This is a genomic window from Curvivirga aplysinae (assembly GCF_009711445.1).
GTDB classification, from domain to species: Bacteria; Pseudomonadota; Alphaproteobacteria; order UBA8366; family Aestuariispiraceae; genus Curvivirga; species Curvivirga aplysinae.
The window spans coordinates 1-21309 of the sequence record NZ_SMMC01000194.1 but is presented as its reverse complement, the minus strand read 5'-3'; the positions used below and the strand labels follow the sequence as shown (position 1 = coordinate 21309).

Here is a 21309-nt window from a genome sequence, read left to right as displayed (position 1 = left end):
ATAATAAAAGTTTCCCGCTTTCTTGTGTTTTTACTCGTTTGGTCTTGGCGCTGCAGCGCGTTTTAGGCGGTCATTAATCGCAAGACCTAAACCGGCATTTGGAATTGGGGAAATTGCGATTTTTCCTGATGCAATCTTATCTGCTTCGTGAAGGATACGAAACAGATTAGCCGCGGCTTCTGTTGTGTCGCCATTTTCACTTAAATTAAGATTTGCATTTTTAACATTCCCAAAACCGATCAGCGTTTCATCATTTTGTACGTCTTCGGCATTGAGACGGATCTTACTAACTGGCGCATAATGACTGGATAGCATTCCGGGAGACTTCGGAGCTGTATCATCTGTATCTGCACGCAGTAGTTTACACCCCAGCATCGCTTCTATCGCTTCAGCGGCTACGCCGCCTGGTCTTAACAAAGCAGGCTGATCTCCGCTTACGTCTATAATTGTGCTTTCAAGGCCAACGGCACAAGCCCCACCATCCAAGATTAAGGGAATTCTACCATCTAGTGATTGTTTTACATGCAAAGCTTCACTTGGGCTTAGTTTACCACTGGCGTTGGCACTTGGGGCCGCAATAGGAAGGTCGGAGGCACGTAACAAATCTCGTGCCCCGCCGTGGGCAGGCATCCGTATCGCAACTGTATCAAGGCCTGCACTTACAAGTTTGGATATTTTTGAGTTTGGTTTTAATTTTAGCACTAAAGTAAGGGCTCCAGGCCAAAAGGTATCAGCTAGCTTTTGTCCCATCAGTGATAAGATAGCGTATTTTTCAACTGATTTGATATTAGGAACATGTACAATTAAGGGATTGAAACTGGGTCTCCCTTTTGCTTCATAAATTTTTGCAACTGCGGTATCTGAAGTTGCATCCGCACCTAACCCATATACAGTTTCCGTGGGGAAAGATACGGTTTCACCTTTACGTAAAAGCTTGGCCGCCTTTGCGATGCCTTTATCGTCAAGTTTATGAATTTCGGTCATAAGCTTTTCGCTCATTGCCTTGATGTACCCGCTTATTTGTATGCTATTGTTATGAAAATAGGTTTATCCGTTTAAACCAGAATTATACTTAAAAGAAAAGCCAATAGAGATGTGAATAAAATTCACCGATGACAGCGATTGGTATTAGGGGATAAAGATGACATCAAAATTTTTCGATGAATTTGAAGTAGGCGAAGAACATAAAACCCGCTGCATGAGTTTATCTGAAGGTCAGATTATGGACTTTGCCATGACATATGACCCTCAACATATGCACGTAGATCATGAAAGAAGTAAGGGCGGACCATTTGGTGGAATTATTGCTAGCGGTTTTCAAACTTTGAGTCTTGCATTTCGTTTGTTTTATGATTTGGGATTAGTTGCAGAGACCAATATTATAGGTTTGGGCTATGATAAGATTCGTTGGAAGAAGCCTCTATATCCCGGTGAAAGTATTTATGTGGTCTGTAAAGTTATCGAGATGAAGGCATCTAGTTCAAAACCTGATCGTGGAATTCTGACATGGGAGTTTTTAACCTATAATACCAAAGATGAATTGGTAATGAGCAACGAAGGCACGATGATGGTGCGTCGAAAAATAACCAATTAGTCCTATATTCAGTTTTGATAATGAAATATTTTTTGAAACTAAGTCACTAGTTGCTTGTTTCTTTTTATTTTTTCGATAAGCATGTTAAGGTCACTATTTCCTAACTCAAAGTATTGGGGTAGGGGGTATAAAAATAATAATAACTTGGGCTAAGATATGCTTGGATTTGACATTGCGTCGATACAGATGATCAGCGTTTTCCTGATCATTGCAGGAACACTTTATTTATATGCAACTGACAAGTTACCATTGGAAGTAACCTCTTTCGCTGTCATATGTGTTTTGTTGGTTTTATTTTATGTGATTCCTGTTCCTGATGGAGTTGGTGGGAACAAACTCAACGCGAAAAACCTTTTATCTGGTTTTGCAAATCCTGCACTTCTAACAGTCTTAGCTCTTCTCGTGCTTGGCGAGGGTTTAGCCAGAACAGGTGTCTTGGATGGCGTTGCGGTGATGGTGCACAGTGTCTCAAAGGGACGTCCTGCATTATCAATAGTTGTCGCTTTGTTAGTCGTGGTTGTGATTAGTGCGCTGTTAAACAACATTCCTGTTGTGGTTATTTTTGTGCCTATTATGCAAGCTCTGGCGATCAAAATTGGTAAGTCTTCCAGCCGCTATATGATGTCGTTAAGCTTTGCTGCTATCCTCGGCGGGATGACCACTTTGATTGGTTCCTCCACAAACCTTTTGGTTTCTAGCGCGTTAATCAAATTAGGTGAAGAAGGCTTTAGCTTTTTCTCTTTCACTGTGCCGGGCTTGGTCGTTGCTGGCGCAGGATTAATTTACGTATTATTTGTGATGCCACGTATCCTACCAGATAGAGACGGTTATGATAGTAATGGCAATAATGCGGCCTCTGCTGGTGGTAAGCATTTTCAGGCGCAGATCAAAGTTGGTGAAGGTTCCAAGCTTGCCGGGGTAAAATCTGTTAGTGGTTTCTTTCCTGATCTGGAAGGGGTTAATGTTTTAACTTTGATGCGTGGGGAGGAAAAGCTGCTTCCGCCTTATGACGATGTTACTATTACCGAAGGGGATATTCTTATTGTATCGGCTGCACGAGATAAATTGGGTGATTTTATCTCTTTAGAACCTGAATTATTGCTTCCAGACTTGGCGAATGCGGCGGCTTATCGCAAAGAGGAAATTGCAAGTGCATGGCGCAAAGGCGAGCAGGTACTCACTGAATGTATGGTGAAGCCTAATTCATCTTATGTTGGCAAAAGCCTTAAACAAATTGGGTTCCGTTATCGGAACCATGCGACGGTTATTGGGGTTGAGCGTCGCAGTAATATGCGACGTGATCGCGTAACCGAAACACCACTTGAAGCAGGTGATGTGTTGCTGATTCAAGGTGGTCGTGAAGAGATAGATAAACTTAGAACTTCAAAAGATATCATTTTGATGGAATGGTCTGAAAGTGATGTGACAAGACCTCATAATGCTAAGCGGGCTATCGGTATTTTCTTCGCAGTGGTTGGCTGTGCAGGCTTTGGTATTTTACCAACAGAAGTCGCGGCATTAAGTGGTGCAGCTTTGATGATTTTGTTTGGAGCTTTAACTTTAGAGCAGGCTGTTAAATCATTGGATTTGCAGATTATATTGCTTATAGCTGCTGCATTGGCGCTTGGTGTTTCTATGGAGGCGACAGGCGGTGCTGCCTTTATGTCCCATCTCTTGGTCGTGGCTCTTGGTGATGCGGCACCATCCATTGTGTTAAGTGGTTTTTTCCTGCTTGTTGCTTGTTTGGCAAATATGCTTTCAACAAAGGCGACAGCCGTTTTGTTCACGCCGATTGCTGTCTCTATCGCCCATGAAATCGGCGTGCCTGCTGAGGCTTTTGCCGTGGCAGTTGTCTTTGCAGCGAATTGTTCCTTTGCAAGTCCGGTTGGCTATCAAACCAACTTGTTAGTAATGGCGCCCGGGCATTATAAATTCATCGATTTTATCAAATATGGCAGTCCACTGATTCTCATTTGTTGGGCGGCATTTTCTCTCTTTGCACCATTCTGGTATGGGCTTTGATAAAACAGGATTTAGTTAATTTGCTAAGGTTTTCATAAAACTGTCAAAAAATAGCAGTTTTTGGGGATTCGTTCATTGACCCGTGGCGTAACAGTTTGTATGTTGCGCCGCGGAAATTACGCGTTGATTTTTTTGCAAGATTTCCAAGTGAATTCACAATACTCAAATCAGGCGAAAGGCGTAGAAGTCTCATGTCTTCTCCAGCTGCTACAGATAACAGTTTTCAATCCATTATCTTGAAACTTCATAATTATTGGTCCGCTCAGGGCTGTGTGATTCTTCAACCATATGACATGGAAGTTGGCGCGGGTACATTCCACTGGGCGACAACATTACGTTCACTGGGTTCCAAGGAATGGATGGCTGCTTATGTACAGCCAAGCCGACGCCCGACGGATGGTCGTTACGGTGAAAATCCAAACCGTCTACAACATTATTATCAATATCAGGTGTTGATGAAACCTTCGCCTTCCAATTCACAGGAATTGTATCTTGGTAGTCTAGAGGCGATCGGTATTGATACCAAGAAACATGATATCCGTTTTGTCGAAGATGATTGGGAAAGCCCGACACTTGGCGCGTGGGGCTTAGGCTGGGAAATCTGGTGTGATGGTATGGAAGTAAGCCAGTTCACATATTTCCAACAAGTTGGAGGTTTCGACTGTAATCCCGTTTCGACTGAATTGACATATGGTTTAGAACGTTTGGCAATGTATATTCAGGGCGTTGATAATGTATACGACCTGAAATTCAATGATCGTTTCACGTATGGCGATGTTTATCACACTGCGGAAGTTGAATATTCCAAACATAACTTTGAATTGGCAGATACAGAGATGCTTTTCCGCCATTTTGAAGATTCTGAAAAAGAATGCCAACGTCTCGTTGATGGTGGTGTTGCATTACCTGCGTATGATCACTGCTTAAAAGCGTCCCATTTGTTCAATTTACTTGATGCACGCGGTGTGATCTCTGTGACCGAACGTCAGGCTTATATTGGTCGTGTACGTAATTTGGCGAAAGCATGTGCCGGGGCTTATTTGAAGTCGATCGGTGAATATCCAGAAGATGCGGCATAAGGGTAGGGAGTAGAGAAAATGGCTGAGCTTATCCTTGAGTTGTTCTGTGAAGAAATTCCAGCTGGCATGCAATTACCTGCTGTTGATTCTTTGGAAAAGATTGTCTGCGATCGTCTAAAGGCCGAAAATCTAGAATTTTCTGCTGTGACAAAATATTGCGGTCCACGTCGTTTAACTTTGGTTGTTGATGGCTTACCGGAAAAACAACCAGATGTGAAAGATGAGCGTAAAGGACCAAAAGTTGGCGCACCAGAGCAGGCAATTGCTGGTTTCTTACGCGGTGCCGGCCTTGAGAGTATCGATCAATGCGAACAACGCGAAACACCAAAAGGTGCTGTTTGGTTTGCTGTGATTGAACGTAAAGGCCTACCGACAGCAGATATGCTAGTTTCCATCGTACAAGATGCAGTTGCAAAAATGCCTTGGTCCAAATCTATGCGTTTTGCACGTTTAGGCCAACGTTGGGTACGTCCATTGCGTCGTGTAAATGCTGTGTTTAATGGGCAAGTTCTTGCTGGTTCAATTGATATGAATGGTGGCGAGATTGCATTTGGTAATGTGACAGAAGGCCATCGTTTCTTGTCCGAAGGTACGGTCACTTTCACAAATGCAGATGAATATGTTTCTGGTCTACGTGATAAATCCGTAATCGTAAGTCATGAAGAACGCAAAGAAATTATTGCGAAACAATTGGAAGAGACTTGCGCCAAAGAAGGCTTGAAAGTTAAGGATGATCCTTCGCTTTTAACCGAGGTTGCAGGGCTTGTTGAATGGCCGGTTGTATTGCTTGGCGATATTGATGAAGAATTTATGGAAGTCCCGCGTGAGGTATTAACATCCTCTATGCGTGCCAATCAGAAATATTTCACCTTGGAAGATGCTGACGCTTCCATGTCACGTCGTTTTGCACTTGTCGCAAATATTACGGCGAATGATGGCGGTGCGGCGATCATCAATGGTAACGAACGCGTTTTACGTGCCCGTTTGGCTGATGCCAAATTCTTCTGGGATCAAGATTTAAAGCATAAACTTGAAGACAACCTGCCGAAGCTTGAGAAAGTTGTATTCCATGCGAAGCTAGGTACGGTTGCGCAACGTGTGTCTCGTATGGCTGATCTTGCTGAGTTGTTATGTGATAGCATACCCAGTGCTGATAAATCCAAGGCGCGTCGAGCGGCTGAACTATCAAAGGCTGATCTTGTATCGGATATGGTATTTGAATTCCCAGAAGTTCAAGGGACCATGGGGCGTTATTACGCTTTAAAGCAAGGTGAAGATGCTGCCGTTGCAGATGCTATCGCAGACCATTATTCCCCGGCTGGACCTAGTGATGACTGTCCAACGGCACCAACTTCTGTTGCTGTTGCATTAGCTGAGAAAATTGATGTCTTGGCTGGCTTTTGGTTGATTGATGAAAAACCAACAGGTTCCAAAGATCCATTTGCTTTACGACGTGCTGCGCTTGGCGTTATCCGTTTGATAATAGAAAACAAATTACGATTATCATTACTTGAGATTTTGCTTGGAGCTATTTTAAAAAATGCATTAGAGCAAAGAAATAACGAAGCTTCGGAGTATTTTGTTGAATTTGCTGACCTTGAAGAACGTGGTTTTGACCTTCAAAAGTTATCAGATGGTTGGATGGATAAGATAAATTCTATATTTGACGATAAAGATGAAGTTTTTGATGAGATGGTCGTTAAAGTATTTGATCTAATATCCTTCATGGTAGACCGTCTGAAAGTGCATTTAAAAGCGGATGGTGTACCGCATGATCATATCGCGGCAGTCTTTGCACTTGAAGGTGAAGATGATCTTGTGCGTGTTTTAGATCGTGTTTCAGCTTTGGGTGACTTCCTGAAAACAGATGATGGCGCAAACTTGCTGGCAGCGAATAAGCGAGCCGCTAATATTTTACGTGCGGAAGAAAAGAAAGATGATCGTTCCTATGATGGGGCGGTTGATGCTGACTTGCTATCCCAAGCTGAAGAAAAAGATTTGGCAGAAGCATTAAATATTGCTGAAGCTGCTGTTTCTAAAGCTTTAGGTAATGAGGCGTTTGAAGATGCAATGTCTGGTCTGGCAAAGCTTCGTACGCCTTTAGATAAATTCTTTGATGACGTTACCGTGAATGCGGATGACGCATCAGTTCGTGAAAACCGATTGAAACTGCTTTCCCATATTCGTTCTGTAATGGGGCAGGTGGCTGATTTCGGACAAATCGAGGGATAACTCGATACGCAAAAATAGGTTGGGGTACCAATTCAAACCTTTTTATTAACCTTCTGGATAGAGAAATCTTGAAAGAGCCATTCTTGGATGAACAAGGATCAAAGACTATGACCAAATGGGTATATAGCTTCGGAAGCGGCAAGGCAGAGGGCCAAGCCGATATGCGTAATCTTCTTGGTGGTAAAGGTGCAAACCTTGCTGAAATGGGTAATATTGGTTTACCTGTGCCACCAGGTTTCACTGTAACAACAGAGGTTTGTACACATTATTACGCATACGAACGTAATTATCCATCCGATCTGACAGATCAAGTTGAAGCGGCACTCGCAAAGCTTGAAACTGAAAGTGATATGAAATTTGGTGATCCAGCAAATCCTTTGCTGGTTTCTGTACGTTCTGGTGCCCGTGCTTCCATGCCGGGTATGATGGATACAGTTTTGAACCTTGGTTTAAATGATGCTACCGCAGAAGGTCTAGCCGCGAAATCAGGCGATGCACGCTTTGCATATGACAGTTATCGTCGTTTCATTCAAATGTATTCCAACGTAGTTTTGGATATGGATCATCATTTATTTGAGGATCAGCTGGAAATCAAAAAAGAAGAAAAAGGCGTTTATCTGGATACAGACCTAGATGCGGATGATTTGAAAGCCTTGGTAACTGATTACTTAAATATCGTTCAAACAGAACTTGGTAAAGGCTTCCCACAAGATCCAAAAGAACAGCTTTGGGGGGCAATTGGTGCCGTGTTTAACAGCTGGATGACACATCGCGCTGTTGTGTATCGTAAACTGAACAAAATCCCTGAAGAATGGGGTACAGCTGTTAACATTCAAGCAATGGTGTTCGGTAATATGGGGGATGATTGTGCAACAGGCGTTGCCTTTACACGTGATCCATCTACAGGTGAAAATATCTTCTATGGTGAATATCTTGTAAACGCACAAGGTGAGGACGTTGTCGCGGGTATCCGTACACCGCAGCATCTGACAATTGCAGGTAAAGAGGCACATGGCTCCAAGCTTCCTGCGATGGAAGAAGTTATGCCAGAAGTATTTAACCAATTGGCTGATGTGCGTATCATTCTTGAAAAACATTATGCAGATATGCAGGATATCGAATTTACCGTACAACAAGGCAAATTATATATGCTGCAAACACGTGCGGGCAAACGTACCGCACATGCGGCTATTAAAATTGCATGTGATATGGTTGATGAAGAGTTGATTGATACAAAGACTGCTGTGAGCCGTATTGAGCCACAAAGCCTAGATCAAATCCTTCATCCACGCCTTGATCCAGATGCGCCACGTAACATTATCTCAAAAGGTTTGCCTGCAAGCCCGGGGGCTGCAAGTGGTATTGTTGTGTTTGCAGCTGATGAGGCGGAAGCACGTGCACTTGAAGGTCAAAAAGTGATGTTGGTTCGTATCGAAACATCACCGGAAGACATCCATGGTATGCATGCGGCACAGGGTATTCTAACAACACGTGGTGGAATGACATCTCATGCTGCTGTTGTGGCTCGTGGTATGGGGCGCCCCTGTGTAGCTGGTGCGGGTGACATTAATGTTGATTATAAATCTGGTGAATTCTCTGTTCGTGGTACAGAAGTGAAAGCTGGGGATTGGATTACTATTGATGGATCCACGGGTGACATCATCCTTGGTGAAGTGCCAACAGTTCAACCTGAATTATCTGGTGACTTTGGTCGTGTCATGGAATGGGCTGATAGCATCCGTCGCCTGAAAGTGCGTGCAAATGCGGAAACACCTGAAGATGCACGCACCGCAGCTAATTTCGGTGCACAAGGTATCGGCCTTTGCCGAACAGAGCATATGTTCTTTGAAGGTGAGCGCATCGTTGCCATGCGTGAAATGATTTTAGCAGAAGATGAAGATGGTCGTCGTGCTGCATTGGCAAAAATTCTACCAATGCAAAGAGCTGACTTTATCGAATTATTCAAAATTATGAAGGGCTTACCTGTAACTGTTCGTTTGTTAGATCCGCCTTTACATGAATTCTTACCACGCGAGCAAAATGAGTTTGAACAGGTTGCTGAGCAAGTTGGTGTTTCTGTTGAAAAACTTAAGCATCGTGCGTCTCAGTTACATGAGTTTAACCCAATGCTTGGTCATCGTGGTTGCCGCTTATTGAACACCTATCCTGAAATTTGTGAAATGCAGGCGCGTGCTATTCTTGAAGCTGCTATTGAAGTTCAACAAGAAACGGGAGAAGCACCATTATGCGAGATTATGGTACCATTAGTTGGTACCAAAAAGAACTCGAATTGATGCGTGCAGTTATTGATCGAGTTGCAGAAGAAGTGGCAGCCGAAAAAGGTGTGAAACCTAATTATGTTGTAGGTACCATGATTGAATTGCCACGTGCCGCATTGCGTGCTGCACAAATCGCTGAAGAAGCTGCTTTCTTCTCTTTTGGTACCAATGACCTTACACAAACTACTTATGGCTTGTCTCGTGATGATGCGGCAGGTTTCTTAGGGTCTTATGAACAACGTGGTATTTTAAAAGCTGATCCATTTGCGACCTTGGACCAAGAAGGTGTTGGGGAGTTAATTGAGATTGCGGCTGAGCGCGGACGTTCTACACGTCCAAATATTAAGCTTGGCATCTGTGGTGAACATGGTGGTGATCCTGCTTCTATTGAATTCTGTGAGGAAGTAGGTTTGGAATATGTGTCTTGTTCACCTTTCCGTGTGCCGATTGCGAGATTAGCTGCTGCTCAAGCGGTTATAAATAAAGGATAAATCTTCATTGGATTATCTGTGGAAAAGGCAGCATGCCCATGCTGCCTTTTCTTTTGCCACTAAAAAATAGGTGGCGAGGTAAAAGAAACTCCTATATAAAAATAAGTATGCAAAGTAGCTAAACATTTTATTTTGCTTATAAAATTGAGTTTAGCCCTTTTGGAGGATGTTGATGGCTGGGCTGTCAAAAGTCGGCGCACAAAAACATTTGAATAAAGTTAATGTTCTATATGTGGAGGATAAATCCAGTATAAGAACTACGATAAGAAATGTTTTGTCACAGGAAGGTTTAACGCAAACGCGTGATTTTATGCGCCTTGAACCTGTGCGTGTAACCCTGATGTCCGAAATGCCCGATCTATTGATCCTTGATGCAGAAATGGAAGACCGTTCAGGCGATGCGATTCAACTAATTCGCGATATCAGATACGGTAAGCTTGGTAAGAATCCTTATATTCCAATTATTGCGACATTATGGTCAGCTGATTCTCATCTGATTGGGCGTATCGTTGATTCGGGTGCTGATGACATATTGCTTAAACCATTTTCTCCAAATGGGCTTATGGATCGCATTAAAGCGCTAATTAGTGCTCGTAAGGAATTTATTGTCACTAGTGATTATATTGGGCCAGATCGACGAAAAGATGCAAATAGAAACAGCTCTATTCCAAGTATGGTTGTTCCAAATACATTAGAGGCTAAGGTAAAAGGGAAAGAAATTTCTCATTTGGAATTATCTCGCGCCATAGCGTCGGTAAATAACCAGGTCAATGAATTAAAAATGCAACGGAACGCATTTCAAATTTCTTTTGTTGTTGAGATGTTGCAGCCTAAGTTAATCGCTGGTGAAAAGACGCAGGAAGTTGAAGATTTCATTAGGCGTCTTCATCGATCAGCATCTGATACAGCTTCACGATTACATGGGACTGGATATGAGCATGTTTCAGAATTATGTGAAACATTAACCACAGTTTCTTTATCATTGCTGAGTGATCTTGATGATCCTTCTGAAAAGGATATTAAGTTAATTAAACCTTTATCAGATGCTATCTTATTAGCATTTAATCCTGATGCAGATGCTGAAGCACTTTCAAGTCAGATTACGGGCGCTGTAAGCGGTTTCCAAAAGCGACAAGCCGAGAAACGCCGCTTACGTGAACAACAAGAATTAGATAAAAAAGCTACAGAAGAATTGAGTGCAGAATAATTACTGCACTTTCCATGTTACTGTTTTTCCACCTTTAAAGGGATGAAGAGACGTTGTCTCATCAATTACGATTTCATTTTCCATGTTCCAGTCTTGTTTTACGATAGTGATGCTATCTTCATTCACAGGCATCTCATAAAATGCTGGACCATTAAGGGATGCAAAAGCTTCAAAATTCTCAATTTTTCTTTCTTCCTCAAATACTTCCAAATAGGTCTCTATCGCTGCTGGTACATTAAAAATACCAGCACATCCACATGAGCTCTCTTTGGCACCGATTGGATGGGGTGCTGAATCTGTTCCTAAGAAGAAGCTTTTATGCCCTGAAACAGCAGCTTCACGCACCGCTAGGCGATGTTTTTCTCTTTTCGCAATTGGAAGACAGTAGAGATGAGGCCTTATACCACCTCTAAACATGTCACTTCTATTAATGATAATATGCTGTGGTGTAATAGTTGCCGCGACTGTGTCATCAGCAGCTTTTACAAAATCTACTGCTTCAGATGTAGTAATATGCTCTAGTACGACTTTCAGGTCTGGGTATTTCTCTTTCAGAGGCATTAATGTTTCTTGAATGAAAACAGCTTCGCGATCATAAATATCTACTTCAGACCGCGTAACCTCACCATGGATAAGCAATGGCATACCAATTTCAGACATTCTTTTTACAACAGCATCTACCTTTGTGATATCTGAAACACCATGTGCCGAATTTGTTGTTGCATGTGCAGGATAAAGCTTTACGGCCACAAAAGCGTTTTCTTGAAAACCTTTTGCGATATCATCAGGATCCGTATTATCGGTTAGATAAGCCGTCATTAGAGGTTTGAATTGAGTATCCTTAGGTAAAGCGGCCATAATTCGCTCATGATACTCGACTGCATCTTGTGCAGTGATTACAGGGGGCGTCAAGTTAGGCATAATGATCGCGCGCCCAAATACACTAGCAGTATATGGTAATACTGCTTCCATCATTTTACCGTCGCGAATGTGAAGATGCCAGTCATCTGGGCGTTTGATGGTAATGCTATCCATGATCATTATCCTTCTAATGCGTCGAATATATTTTTATTATTAGGATTTATTTGTTCAATATTTGCCTTATGCCATAAAGCATAAAAGAGTAGGGACCAAGCTGCGAAAGCTTCTCTTTTACCTTCGGTGATGAATAGCTTTTCTACAGCACTTACATCAGCAATTTCCTTGATGGATTCTTGTTTTGCAACGAGACCACCAAGAATTTTACCTCTATTTAAAATCCATTCACCCACAGGTACTGTGAAACCTCGTTTCTTGTCGAAGGGTTTTGCTTCTGGCATACGTTTTTCTAGCCAGCTACGTAATAGCCATTTACCTAAGCGGCCTTTTACCTTCAATTTGTCAGGCAACAGATAGGCAAACTCTGCGACAACAGGGTCCAGAAATGGAGTGCGCCCTTCTAAGCCATGTGCCATCAGACATCGGTCAAGCTTGGTAAGCAGATCATTTGGTAGCCAGTCTGCACAATCGACAGCTTGAGCTGTTTGTAACTTGTTACAGCCTGAATTTGTAGATACCGCTTCGTGGCTAGTAATACGATCACGCCAGCTTGTAGAGTTATCATGCAAGATGTTCATATTGTCAAAAATACCACGATGACGTACATTTCGCCCACCTAACCACCATGGGCGCATAACGCTGCGATATCTACCATAACCGGCGAAAAGTTCATCTCCGCCTTCACCTGATAGGACGACTTTTAGATCTTGTGCAGCTGCCTTTGCCAATTTCCATGTAGGCAAAATTGCATAATCCGCGGCTGGATCATCCATCGATGCGGCAATTTGGGGAAGGGTTAGCCAAAAATCTTCTTCGCCGAAATTTATCTCATGGTGATCTGCGCCGGTAACTGAAGCTAACATGCGTGCGTGATCTCTTTCATCATGCACTTGCGTATCAGAAAAGCCCGCAGTGTAAGCAACCACTGGCTTATCATTTAATTCCGCCATTAATGAGAGCAAAATTGTAGAATCAATACCACCTGATAGGAATAGCCCATAAGGTACATCTGAACGCTGATGAATATCTATTGTTGTATGGAGAATTTCATCTAACTTAGAGAGCGCGTCTTTTTCCGTTATTGTTTGAGGCTTTCTTTGCGGTAAAGCTGGACGTAAATGCCTTTCAACAATACGACCTGCCTGAATAATGATCGTTTCCCCTGGCCAGACACGTTTGATATTCTCATATATTGTGTTTTGGCCGCATGTGAATTGCAATTGAAGTAATTCTTGCTGTTTTCGGTCACTGACAATTGGAACAACTAGATCTGCATTGATTAGCGCTTGTGCTTCAGATGCAAATGCAAAATAGTTTTCTTGTTCAACGTAATATAGCGGTTTAATACCAAAAGGGTCACGCGTAATGACTAATTTATTTTCATTCGGATCATGAATTGCAAGTGCATACATACCGCGTAATTTATCAGCATAAGTCACACCATCTCTTAGATAGGTTTGAAGTGGGACCTCACAATCGGAATTAGTTGAAAATTTCTCTCGCCCTAGTTCATTTCTTAACTCTAGGTAATTGTATATCTCTCCGTTCCCAATTAATACACTACCACTACCATCTTTATCATATAAAGGTTGGTCACCAGTACTGAGGTCAATAATTGCTAACCTAGTTTGGATTAGTCCAATAGTCCCAGATATATGGCAGCCTTGACCATCTGGACCTCGATGAGAGATTGCATTTGCAAGTTTATCTAAGATGTCGGTATTTGGCGTAGAGCCATCACGCATCATAATTCCAGCAATACCGCACATAAAATGGGGTCCTTAAATTAACTTTTTGTTTTTAATATCTTATCAAAGAATTCTTGATACTTCGTAACAACCTGGCCTTCAGTATACGCCTCTTTATACGATTGATTCCCATTACTTGCTATTTCAATAGATAAATCTTTATTGTCTAAAAGTTGTTGAACATTCTGAGCCATTTTATCAGCGTCATCTATCGGACTTAATAGTCCGTTATGTCCATGAGATATATGTTCAGTTGGACCTTGTGCCGCTGCGGCAATAACAGGCGTACCATGTGCCCAGGCTTCAATCATCATGTTACCCAAAGGTTCATGGCGGGACGTACATAAAAAGATATCTGCAGCTGCAAATAGTGCCGCAATATCAGTTCTCCAACCCAAGAATCTTACTCGATCTGTAATACCCAATTTTTCAGCTTGTTGCTTTAATTCAAGTTCTTTGGGCCCCGTGCCTGCAATCCAGTAATAGGTGTTCGGAAGTTTTGCTATGACTTCAAGTCCTAGATCGAAAGCTTTATTTTCGTGCAAACGTCCTAACCCAAGCATCAAAGGGGCATCTTCTGGTGTATTTAGCTCTTCTCTGCTTTGAGGAGGCATAATAGTATCATCTACAAAATTGGGCAGATACCAAACTTTGTCTTCCGGCCATCCTTTTTCTCGAAGGTATTTGCAAATATCTTGTGTGTTGCCAATAAGGTGCTCACATTTTTTAAAATATTTAAGATCGTAATAACCGCCTAAGCGTGCGACTGTTGTGAAGTCACCTTTTGGCATAAAACGCGCACCACGACTCATCCAGGCTAAAGAAATATCTGGTTTAAATTGCGTTGCGATTTGTTGAATATTACGGTGTGATTTAAAATCAAAAATACCACCTAATCGATGATTTGATAGATGAAGACCTGCTTCTCTCAATAGGTTTTCGCGCTCGGCATTTTGACGAATAGCAATATGTTGCTCAATACCTGCGTTATGAAAAGCAATGGCTAAACGTTCAAAGAATTTTTCAGCGCCACCAACTTTTGCGCCGGCCATAATTTGTAGTAATCTGGTCATTCTTCTTCCAAATTGGCTTTTAGATAGGAGATGATTGGATAAAGACCTGCCATTAAAGCAATTAAGAATCCGTATTTACCTTCTTTATAACCTTTGCGGCCATAATAACATTTTATGAAGCGAGAAAAGAAACGTCTGATATTGCGTGCATACCCTACGCCATCAGGGTGATCTCGCAAATCTTTTGCTTTTGCACTGGTATAAGAGTCGAGCCTTTTAATCATATCTGATATATTTCGATCAACATAATGATCAATGCGGCCGACCATTTCTTGTCTTTTACCTAGCAGTTCTATCGAAGGGTGAACACGTTGTCGTCCCCAGCGTTTATTCCCTTTTTTGTGTAGACGAGGGGCCGCACTAACACCCCAACTACACCCCCAGCCATAACGGACAAGACGCGAGCCAACATAATTGTCAAACGGTAATAAAAAATGTCCAGCTGTGGTATTAGGAAGAGTCTTACTTATTTCTTTGGCAAGTTCGGGTGTGACACGTTCATCAGCATCAAGTTCGATAATCCACGAACCATCACAGGCATCAAGGCCAATATTTCGTCTGTCACCTTCAATTGGCCAGTTTCCTTCAATTATTTTCGCATTGAAATTTTCAGCGATTTCTTTGCTTCCGTCAGTGCATTTATCTAAAACAACGACAATTTGATCCGCGAATTTCAAGGATTCTAGGCAGGCCGCAAGCTGTTTTTCTTCATTATGCGCTACGACAAGCGCCGATAAGTCGACTGACATTTAAAGATCCATTAAAGTTGATGATTTTCGACGCTTAGATTTAGGCATGGAAGGGACATAGGTCAATATAAATGGTAGGTTTTCGGTTAATTGTCTCTTGCTAAGTTATGGTTGAGAACTTACCTGTAAGTTGGATTTAAGATTTTATTCTCTACAAGATATTAAAAATAATAAGGCGTATTTTTAAATGGAAGCTTCTTATGTTATCGATTCTACACGTGCATTCATTACTATTTCTGGGGATGATCGTTTTGAGTTTTTACAAGGACTGATCTCTAATGATGTTGAAAAGTGCAGAGACGGATACGCAATATGGGCCGCGCTATTAACGCCTCAAGGAAAGTTTTTATACGATTTTTTTGTCATATCCCGCGAAGATTCTCTTCTCATAGATTGCCATAAAGATGAAATGATGCCGCTTGGACAGTTACTGCGTAAATATCAATTAAGATCGGATATTCAATTGGGAATAGATCAATCTGTGTCGTCCTTGTTGTTGCTAGGGGACTGGGCATTTGAAGATGTTGATTATGGTTTTGTAGTTGAGGGTGGTGTGATTTATTCCGATCCAAGAAGCCCTAAGTTAGGATATCGTTTTATCGGAAATAAAGATGAATTTTTAGACAATAACCAATCAGCGAAACTAGACCTGAAAGAAACATATGACACAATTCGAATTGAAGCAGGAATTCCTGATGGTAGCCAAGATATAGAAAAGAATAAGGGTTTGTTACTTGAATACGGATTTGACGAACTCAATGGTGTAGATTGGCAAAAAGGCTGCTATATGGGGCAGGAGTTAACGGCGCGTACTAAATATCGGGCATTGATTAAGAAGCGCCTAATGACAGTTAAACCAGTATCTGGAAATTTTAGTCACTCTGTTCATTCTGGTGATGCGATTTACGCAGGGGAAAAAGAAATTGGTTCTATACGTTCTGTTTCTAAAAGTACCGCATTAGCATTTGTCCGTTTAGATAGAATGGATAAAGCGGTGAATGATCATACACCATTTATGATCGGCGAAACTGAAGTCCTCATAAATAACCCCAGTTGGTTGCAATAGCTCGTAATGGTAGGTCTAAATCATTATAGAATGATAATATAGTGTTTCGATTACAATTTTTATTAGGGAATTGTGTTATTGATGTATTTTTAAGGATAAGCTCTATCTAACATTTACGTGAGCGTGATTTTGTGTTTTAAGTCTATGTATCCATAGGATTTTTGCATTTCGCGAATGCAAAGAAGGTAGTTATAGACTGATGGCAGTTAAAACGATTAATTTCGAAGTTTATACTCTCCAAGGCACACGTTGGAATTTTCATGCGCATTTCGATGGAAATAGACGAGAAGCAGCTTTGGAAGAGGCACAAACCGTCGAAAAACTTCCTAATGTTGATGGTGCCGTTGTTATAAGAGAAGCATTTAGCGCATCAGATAATGATTCATCTGAAAGTGTCATTTATCACACGCCGTCTATGAAGTCTAAACCTCAAGTTTCTGCAATATCTGGTGGTAAATCAGTTTCTAAGAAAACGTCAGCTCGGCCTAGTTCGCCCAAATCTTCTTCACCAATTAAGAGCGGTATTAGTGGAATGAAGGCAGCCTCCACTAAAAAGACGGAAGCTAAGATGCCGCCTACGCGAAGCGCACCTGCAAAGAAAAGTAAGAAAGATGATCAGCTGAATGTATTTGGGATTATGGTTGCGTTCTTCTTTGCAACAATTGCTGGAACATTTACTTCTGTATCGGTTTATCTAATTTTATTTTCCATGGATATCTTTCTGGGGCGTGATACTACCATGGGGATTTTAGCCTTTGTATTTATTTCGACTTTCTTGTTGTTTTTTGTGCCAAAACTAAAAAAGCTTTTGGCGACCGCTGCAAAGGCAAATAAGGAAGTGGGAGCTAGAGCGATGATGGAGGAGATGCCCCCTGAAAATAGCATTCATATGGGTGAAACATTAACAGAATCGCCTTCATTTCAGGATTTAGACGATGATTTACCAGATAATGAAGAACCATTCCCCATAGCAGATACTCGATCTAGTGTTGAAAGATCAGTTTATCAATCTGTATCAAGTGAGCCAGTTTCAGAAGATGATGATGTGTCATCTTTGTCCGCATCCAGCGATTTGAGTAAAAGAACAGGATTGAATCAAAAAGATGCATTGGAGGTTTGTGAGAATGAGTTGGCTTCAATTATTACAGATGCGATTTCTATTGTGGGTGAAACTGCGAAAACAGATGCATATACCCGATTTGGTTTGATTTTGTATATGGCTGGTATCAATGAAGAACTTATGCATATTCATAACTTGAATAAAGAATCCAGCTTGGACGTATTGGTTTCTAATGTTGCTAAATTAGATCTACCAGTAGAGCAAGCCAAGGGTTTTTGTAGTAATATTGATGAATATCTTCTCGATGAGAATTACTTTGATATGTATGCGCTTGGTCGAAATAACCAGATCAAGAAGGCTGGAAAGGCCGGGAGCAAAAGCAATCTTGAAGATGCACTTCAATCTTGGCGTTTCCCTGAGTTAAAAGAACAAAAGAAAAAAACGAAATCTCGAAAGCAAGAAGCAGAAAAACCAGTGGAAGCTGACCCGGAACGTAAGTTCGTTGCTGTATTATTCACGGATATTGTTAACTCAACCCTGAACCAGCAAACTAAGGGTGAGGAGTGGATGATGCAGGTTATTCGGGCGCATAATGATATTATCCGTGAGGCTATCAGCCGATATGCGGGACAGGAGATAAAGCATACAGGTGACGGTATAATGGCTTCTTTCCCTGCAGTGGTGAATTCTGTGGAAGCTGGTCTTGCGATGCAACGAGGGGTGCAGAAATTTGCAGAAGCCATGCCAGCTATGGGGTTTCAAATTCGGATTGGAATCAGTGCCGGCGAACCTATCCATGAAAATGGTGATTTATTTGGCACGCCTGTGAATATGGCTGCGCGAGTCATGGATAAAGCGGATGCTGAACAAGTTGCCGTTTCCGGCATTGTCATGGAAATGTGCCGAGGTAAACCTTTTGGCTTTAAATCTGTAGGTCAATTTGAACTCAAAGGTTTTGAAGATCCGCAATCTGTATATGAAGTATCAGTTAAATCTTGATCGCAATAATGTTTGGTGAATGTGTTTATGCGGAAACTATTAAAATATGGAATAGTGACTGGTATATATGCCAGTTTATACGCAACGTCATTGTCTGCTAATGAAGCATTGCCCGATTTTGTGTATAATGGATATATTGAGAAAGCTGAGATTGGCGATCGTAAAGCGATGTTTTTTCTCGGATTATTAAATGAACAAGGTGTGGCGCCAGATGCATCTTTGGAGAATGCTGTATTTTGGTATGAAAAGTCTGCGGAAGCTGGGAATCTGGATGGTGCAATTGCCGCTGCTAGAATCTATCAGGCTGAAGGTAATATAGAGCGGGCATATGAAATGCATCGAATCGCCGCCTCACTTGGGTCGTCTGAAGCAAATTTCAATCTCGGCTTTGCCCATGAGTATGGGAATGGATTGGATAAAGATCTTAATCTTGCAAAAGAATATTATCGTAAAGCTGCAGAGGCTGGTCTGATAATAGCGATGCGTCAACTAGGCATAATCTATTGGCAGGGTGAAGGGGAGAAGCCAGATATCCCATCTGCAAAAACATGGCTAGAGAAGGCCGCACAAGCTGGTGATAAAGCTTCTATTTCTTTGTTAAATCGCCTTAAAAACGCTGATGAGAATTTTGAAAAGTCAGAATAAGTAAATCAATAAAATACTATTTCTTTGATTTTTAACGTTTTTTTTATATTTTTTTCACACTGTCGCACTGGGTATAAACCCTGTCGCGTGTAAAAAAGTTGGATTATTGCCGTAAATATATATCCAATAGTCGGAAATTCTATTGCTGCCAGTAGTCCGTTTGGATTATCAGTAGAGTAGGAAAATTAAATTATCACTTATATAAAATTATAGGAATGACGCCAATGTCTGAAGAAGAACTCGACCTGCGCGAACTGGATGATCAGGAACTTGTTGAGCAAATGTGGGACGACCTTTATGACGGTCTTGCAGATGAGATTTCTGAAGGTACAGAAATTCTTTTGGAACGTGGCTGGGCGCCATATAAAGTTCTAACAGAAGCACTTGTTGAAGGTATGCGCATTGTTGGCGTTGACTTCCGTGACGGTATTCTTTTCGTACCAGAAGTATTGATGTCTGCGAACTCTATGAAAGCTGGTATGGCAATTCTTCGCCCGTTACTTGCTGAATCTGGTGCGCCACAACAAGGTAAGATGGTTATCGGTACCGTAAAAGGTGATATTCACGATATTGGTAAAAACCTTGTATCCATGATGATGGAAGGTGCTGGTTTTGAAGTTATTGACATTGGTATTAACCAATCCGTTGAAGAATACCTAGCTGCATTAGAAGAGCACAAGCCAGACATTTTGGGTATGTCCGCTTTGTTGACAACAACAATGCCTTACATGAAAGTTGTTATTGATACATTGAAAGAACAAGGTATCCGTGATGATTATACTGTTTTGGTTGGCGGCGCGCCATTGAACGAAGAGTTCGCACGTGAAGTAGGTGCTGATGCTTACTGTCGTGATGCTGCAGTTGCCGTTGAAACAGCTAAAGAATACATGGCTCGTAAGCATAACCAATAATCGTTATGTCTGCTTTGCCTGACAATTTGAAATCTCCGGAGTCTGAAGAGGCTCCGGAGATTTTTTTTGAAAATGCCAAAACGCTTGTGATTGCATGCGGGGCATTGGCAAAAGAAATTCTGACGATTATTAAACTGAATGATTTGACGCATATCTCTCTTACTTGCTTGCCGGCGAATCTCCATAACCGTCCGGATGCTATCCCAGAAAGATTAGAAGAGAAGATTGTTCAATATAAAGATCAATATGAAAGAATTCTGATTGGTTATGCAGATTGTGGTACTGGTGGAAAATTAGATAATATCTGCCGGCGATATAATGTGGAACGTATCCAAGGGGCACATTGTTACGCGTTCTTTCATGGACAAGACGCATTTGGAAAGCTGGCAGATGAAGAGTTGGGCACCTTCTATCTAACTGATTATCTGGTTCGTCAATTTGACGCGTTAATTATGGAAGGTATGGGACTTAACAAATATCCGCAAATGTTAGAATTAATGTTTGGAAATTATAAGCGTGTCGTTTATCTGGCTCAGACCGAAGACAATAAATTGTTAGATATGGCTCAGGATGCGGCAGACAAATTAAAATTAGAACTGAAAATCGTAAAAACAGGATATGGTGAACTTGCCGATTTTATCTCCAAGGGTGACTATATCCATAAGCAATGATGGAATAGGAAATTAAGATGGCTCAATTGATTGTTGTATATTGGCGTGACATCCCTGCACAGGTGATTTGTAAGAAGGGGCGTCGTGATCAAGTCAAGGTTGTGCTGGATGAGCGTTTTGAGAAAGCAATTGACCGTGCAGCGATGCGTGGAGATGCACGTGGTACAGAAGATTATCTTGCAGAATGGAAAAAAGCGGCGCCTGTTGAAGTATCGGATGATTTAGAGGTTGAGGCGAACAAAAAAGCTGCGGAACTTGAGGCGGCTTATGATGATGAAAGATTAAAAGAATTGGTTGCAAATGGCGGAAATGAAGCCTGATCGTAAATATTTCTCAAAGAATCTGATAATTAAAGGGTTGGTTTTCCAACCCTTTTTTATTTATGCGACTGTTTGTGTGGGTAAAAGCGACATTTTGAATTGACTATGATATAAAGAAATGTTTA

16 protein-coding genes and 1 pseudogene are annotated in these 21309 nt (G+C 41.6%); 12 read left to right on the top strand and 5 right to left on the bottom strand.

The genetic code is table 11. The features are described 5' to 3' along the window. Nucleotides 1-30: 30 nt before the first annotated feature. Entirely contained in the window at nucleotides 31-999 is a 969-nt protein-coding gene (locus E1160_RS11615) for an L-threonylcarbamoyladenylate synthase (protein ID WP_235914124.1), read from the bottom strand. 142 nt (nucleotides 1000-1141) lie between these two features. On the opposite strand from E1160_RS11615, the gene E1160_RS11610 reads away from it, so the two are divergent. From E1160_RS11610 to E1160_RS11585, 6 genes and pseudogenes are all read left to right on the top strand, one after another. After that, complete coding sequence (locus E1160_RS11610; protein WP_155155330.1) at nucleotides 1142-1594, top strand: MaoC/PaaZ C-terminal domain-containing protein; 453 nt, start codon at nucleotides 1142-1144, stop codon at nucleotides 1592-1594. Between the two features lie 156 nt (nucleotides 1595-1750). Further along, nucleotides 1751-3616: an SLC13 family permease gene (locus E1160_RS11605; RefSeq protein ID WP_155155329.1), complete on the top strand. Its 1866-nt coding sequence runs from the start codon at nucleotides 1751-1753 to the stop codon at nucleotides 3614-3616. Between the two features lie 191 nt (nucleotides 3617-3807). Further along, nucleotides 3808-4695, top strand: a complete 888-nt coding sequence (locus E1160_RS11600; protein ID WP_155155327.1) for a glycine--tRNA ligase subunit alpha — start codon at nucleotides 3808-3810, stop codon at nucleotides 4693-4695. An 18-nt stretch (nucleotides 4696-4713) separates the two neighbouring features. Next, nucleotides 4714-6927, top strand: coding sequence for a glycine--tRNA ligase subunit beta (gene glyS / locus E1160_RS11595; RefSeq protein ID WP_155155326.1), 2214 nt, complete (start codon nucleotides 4714-4716; stop codon nucleotides 6925-6927). A 107-nt stretch (nucleotides 6928-7034) separates the two neighbouring features. After that, nucleotides 7035-9697, top strand: a pseudogene (gene ppdK, locus E1160_RS11590) (pyruvate, phosphate dikinase). Nucleotides 9698-9869: 172 nt separating this feature from the next. Then, complete coding sequence (locus E1160_RS11585) at nucleotides 9870-10904, top strand: response regulator transcription factor (protein WP_218048866.1); 1035 nt, start codon at nucleotides 9870-9872, stop codon at nucleotides 10902-10904. Here E1160_RS11585 and pyrC read toward each other — a convergent pair whose 3' ends face one another. From pyrC to E1160_RS11565, 4 genes are read right to left on the bottom strand one after another with little or no spacing between them, the layout of a single operon-like run. Beyond that, the gene (gene pyrC / locus E1160_RS11580) at nucleotides 10905-11939 is read right to left on the bottom strand and encodes a dihydroorotase (RefSeq protein WP_235914121.1); all 1035 of its coding nucleotides are present in this window, start codon (nucleotides 11937-11939) and stop codon (nucleotides 10905-10907) included. It lies immediately after the preceding gene. 5 nt (nucleotides 11940-11944) lie between these two features. After that, nucleotides 11945-13711: an asparagine synthase (glutamine-hydrolyzing) gene (gene asnB, locus E1160_RS11575; protein WP_155155323.1), complete on the bottom strand. Its 1767-nt coding sequence runs from the start codon at nucleotides 13709-13711 to the stop codon at nucleotides 11945-11947. 17 nt (nucleotides 13712-13728) lie between these two features. Beyond that, a complete protein-coding gene (locus E1160_RS11570) occupies nucleotides 13729-14763 on the bottom strand; it encodes a glycosyltransferase (protein ID WP_155155322.1) in 1035 nt (344 codons plus the stop codon). After that, the gene (locus tag E1160_RS11565; RefSeq protein ID WP_155155321.1) at nucleotides 14760-15512 is read right to left on the bottom strand and encodes a glycosyltransferase family 2 protein; all 753 of its coding nucleotides are present in this window, start codon (nucleotides 15510-15512) and stop codon (nucleotides 14760-14762) included. The genes E1160_RS11570 and E1160_RS11565 overlap by 4 nt, the downstream gene beginning before the upstream one ends. 187 nt (nucleotides 15513-15699) lie before the next feature. Between E1160_RS11565 and ygfZ the strand changes: the two genes are divergently transcribed. The 6 genes from ygfZ to E1160_RS11535 all read left to right on the top strand — a co-directional run bounded on the left by ygfZ (nucleotide 15700) and on the right by E1160_RS11535 (nucleotide 21184). Next, complete coding sequence (ygfZ, locus tag E1160_RS11560; protein WP_155155320.1) at nucleotides 15700-16578, top strand: CAF17-like 4Fe-4S cluster assembly/insertion protein YgfZ; 879 nt, start codon at nucleotides 15700-15702, stop codon at nucleotides 16576-16578. A gap of 199 nt (nucleotides 16579-16777) precedes the next feature. After that, entirely contained in the window at nucleotides 16778-18637 is a 1860-nt protein-coding gene (locus E1160_RS11555; RefSeq protein WP_155155319.1) for an adenylate/guanylate cyclase domain-containing protein, read from the top strand. Between the two features lie 27 nt (nucleotides 18638-18664). After that, nucleotides 18665-19282 (top strand): tetratricopeptide repeat protein, encoded by a 618-nt coding sequence (locus E1160_RS11550; protein WP_155155318.1) that lies wholly within the window; start codon nucleotides 18665-18667, stop codon nucleotides 19280-19282. A 224-nt stretch (nucleotides 19283-19506) separates the two neighbouring features. Beyond that, nucleotides 19507-20193, top strand: a complete 687-nt coding sequence (locus E1160_RS11545) for a corrinoid protein (protein ID WP_155155317.1) — start codon at nucleotides 19507-19509, stop codon at nucleotides 20191-20193. 5 nt (nucleotides 20194-20198) lie between these two features. Continuing rightward, nucleotides 20199-20864 (top strand): DUF1638 domain-containing protein, encoded by a 666-nt coding sequence (locus tag E1160_RS11540; RefSeq protein WP_155155316.1) that lies wholly within the window; start codon nucleotides 20199-20201, stop codon nucleotides 20862-20864. A gap of 17 nt (nucleotides 20865-20881) precedes the next feature. After that, nucleotides 20882-21184, top strand: a complete 303-nt coding sequence (locus E1160_RS11535; protein WP_155155315.1) for a virulence factor — start codon at nucleotides 20882-20884, stop codon at nucleotides 21182-21184. The last annotated feature ends 125 nt before the right edge of the window (nucleotides 21185-21309 follow it).